Raw genomic sequence first — 3,662 nt, 5'->3', positions numbered from 1 at the left:
GTGTCGGTGGCCAGCAGCACGCGGAAGGTGTCCGGGCCGGTCGGCGTCAGGCGGACGCGGGCCGCCGACACCCCGGTCCGCAGCACCGCGACGCCCGCGAACGAGAACGGCAGCCGTCCGGCCGCGACCAGCGTGAGCGGCTGCAACGCGGAGTCCAGCAGCGCGGGGTGCAGGTCGAACCCGTCCGGGCCGGCCAGGGCGACCTCGGCGTAGAGCTCGTCACCGTGCCGCCACACCGCCCGCACGCCCTCGAACGCCGGGCCGTACTCGAAACCGCGGGCGGCGAGGTCGTCGTAGAAGCCGGTGAGGTCGACCGGTTCGGCGTCCGGCGGCCACTCCAGGGGACGTGCGGCGGGCGGTTCGACGCCGAGCGTGCCGGTCGCGTGCCGCACCCAGTCCCCGTCGGCGCGGGAGTGGATCGTGACCGCCGAGCCGTCCACGGAGACCTGTACCGGCACGGTCCCCCGCACCGCCATCGGCGCTTCCAACAGCAGTTCGTCCAGGACTGGTCGACCGACCTGGGCACCGGCCCGCAGCGCCAGCTCCACGAAACCGGTGCCGGGCAGCAGCACCGAACCGTGGAGGGCGTGGTCGGCCAGCCAGGGGTGGGCCTCCGTCGACAACCGCCCGGTCAGCAGCACGCGGTGATCGGCGGCGAGTTCGACGGCGGCACCCAGCAGCGGGTGGTCGGTCGAGGTGAGGCCGGCCGCGGTGACGTCGGCGGTCCCCGCCGCGGGCGCGAGCCAGTAGCGCTCGTGCTGGAAGGGGTAGGTGGGCAGGTCGACGTGACCGGCGGCGGGCGCGGGCCAGTCGACGTCGACACCGGCCACGAAGAGGCGGGCGGCAGCGGCGGTGAAGTCACCCCGGTCGCGGCGCAGGGTGCCGGTGGCGAGCGGGACGTCCAGCGCGGGCACCAGCACCGGGTGCGGGCTGACCTCCACGAACACGTCGTGCCCACCGGTCAGCAGCGCCGCCACCGCGCGGTCGAACCGGACCGGCTCCCGCAGGTTGCGGTACCAGTAGGCGGCATCCACGGTCCCGACCGGCCCGTCGGTGACGGTCGAGTGGAACGGGATTCGGGGCGGCAGGGGCGTGATGTCGGCCAGGTCGGCCAGCAGCCGGTCCCGGACCGCCTCGACGTGCGGGGAATGCGCCGCGTAGTCGACCGGGAGGTGACGCGCTCGGACGTCGTCGGCCTCGCAGGCCGCCACGAGTTCGGCCAGCGCGGTCAGTTCGCCGGACACCACCACGGAGTCCGCCGCGTTGACCACCGCGACCGACAGCCGGTCACCCCACCGGGACAGCACCTCCGCGTCGGGCGGCAGCGCCACGGACACCATGCCGCCCAGGCCGGAGATCGCCACCAACGCCCGGCTGCGCAACGCCACGACCTTGGCCGCGTCCTCCAGGGACAACGCACCGGCCACGTGCGCCGCCGCGATCTCACCCTGCGAGTGCCCGACCACCGCGTCCGGCTCGACCCCACGCGACTGCCACAACGCGGCCAGCGACACCATCATCGCGAACAACGCGGGCTGCACCACGTCGACCCGATCCAGCGCACCACCGCTCAACACCTCGACCAACGACCAGTCCACGTGCGGAGCCAACGCCCGCTCACACGCGTCCACCGACTCCCGGAACACCGGCTCCGACGCGTACAGCTCACGCCCCATCCCGACCCACTGCGCACCCTGACCCGGGAACACGAACACCGACTTGCCCAACGGAGACGCCATGCCGGTCACCAGCCCCGGATGCTCACGACCCTCCGCCAACGCACCCACCGCAGCCGGGTCCAACACCACCGCACGATGCTCGAAACGCGCCCGACCAGCCAGGGCACCGGCCACGGCGGACGCGTCGGCCGACCCGGCGTACCGATCCAGCCGCGCCGCCAGGTCCCGCACGGCCCGCTCGGTCTTGCCGGTGATCACCCACGGCGCGTCCGCCTCCGACGTCTCGACCAGCGGCTGTGATGGCGCCTGCTCGATGATGACGTGGGCGTTCGTGCCGCTCACGCCGAACGACGACACACCCGCGCGACGCGGACGACCGGTCTCCGGCCACGGCACGGCGTCGGTGAGCAGCCGCACGTCCCCGGCGGCCCAGTCCACGTGCGGCGTCGGCTCGTCCACGTGCAGCGTCCTCGGCAACCGGCCGTGCCGCAGGGCCAGCACCATCTTGATCACGCCCGCCACCCCGGCCGCCGCCTGGGTGTGACCGATGTTCGACTTCACCGACCCCAACCACAACGGCACCGACCGATCCCGGCCATAGGTCGCCAGCAACGCCTGCGCCTCGATCGGATCACCCAACGTCGTACCCGTCCCGTGGGCCTCCACTGCGTCCACATCGGACGGTTCGAGACGGGCGTTCGCCAGCGCCTGCCGGATCACCCGCTCCTGCGACGGACCATTCGGCGCGGTCAACCCGTTCGACGCGCCATCCTGGTTCACCGCACTTCCCCGCACCACCGCCAACACCCGATGACCGTTGCGCCGCGCGTCGGACAGGCGCTCCAGCAGCACCAGCCCCGCACCCTCACCCCAACCGGTGCCGTCGGCGGAGGCGGAGAACGGCTTGCAGCGGCCGTCGGCGGCCAGCCCGCGTTGCCGGGAGAACTCGGTGAAGCCCAGCGGGTTCACGATCACCGTGACGCCACCGGCCAACGCCAGGTCGCACTCGCCGGAACGCAGTGCCTGGGCCGCCAGGTGCATGGCCACCAGCGACGACGAGCAGGCGGAGTCCACCGACACCGCCTGACCCCGCAGCCCCAGCAGGTAGGCGACCCGGCCGGACGTGACGCTCGGTGAGATCCCGGTCGCCAGGTAGCCCTCGGCGTCACGCGGGGCCTGGTCGACCACGCCCCCGTACCCCGAGGACCACAGGCCGGTGAACACGCCGGTCTGGCTGCCGCGCAACGAGGTCGGGTCGATGCCCGCGTGCTCGATCGTCTCCCAGGCCGTTTCCAGCAGCACCCGTTGTTGCGGGTCCATCGCCAGGGCCTCGCGCGGCGAGATGCCGAAGAAGTCCGCGTCGAACCCGGCCGCATCGGACAGGAACCCGCCCGAACGGGTGTAGCTGGTGCCGGGGTGGTCGGGATCCGGGTGGTACAGGCGGTCCAGGTCCCACCCTCGGTCGGTCGGGAAGTCACCGATGGCGTCGACACCGTCCAGCACGAGCCGCCACAGGTCGTCCGGCGACTCGACGCCACCGGGCAACCGGCAGCCCATGCCGACGATCACGATCGGGTCCTCCGTCGCCGCCGCGGCGGTCGGGGCCACCGTCGTGCTCTCGCCGCGCAGGTGTGCGGCGAGCCGTTCCGGCGTCGGGTGGTCGAAGACCAGCGTGGGCGGCAGCCGCCGTCCCAACGCGGTGGTGAGCCGGTTGCGCAGCTCGACGGCGGTCAGCGAGTCGAACCCGAGGTCCTTGAACGCCTGGCGGGTGTCGATGGCCTCCGGTGAGGAGTGCCCCAGCACGGCCGCCGTGTGGGTGGTGACCAGGTCGAGCACGTCGAGACCCGCGGTCACGGCGGCAGGCTCGGCCCGCTCCTCCCGCACCCGCGCCTCGGGCAGGTCGGTGAGCAGCCTGCCGGGCCGCAGACGGGTGTAGGCGGGCGCGAACTCCGCCCAGTCGACGGGCGTGACGACGGCATGCGG

At 73.3% G+C, this 3,662-nt stretch carries 1 protein-coding gene; it reads right to left on the bottom strand.

Annotation, left to right across the window (positions count from 1 at the left end):
- Positions 1-3,662, bottom strand: a 3,662-nt coding sequence (locus AB0G02_RS31370; RefSeq protein ID WP_360801256.1) for a beta-ketoacyl synthase N-terminal-like domain-containing protein, incomplete at both ends; no start/stop codon positions are given.

It is taken from the genome of Actinosynnema sp. NPDC023658, assembly GCF_040639995.1.
In the GTDB taxonomy this organism is placed as follows: domain Bacteria; phylum Actinomycetota; class Actinomycetes; order Mycobacteriales; family Pseudonocardiaceae; genus Actinosynnema.
Note: the sequence above shows the minus strand (reverse complement) of the source record. Positions and strands in the feature narration are given on the sequence as shown.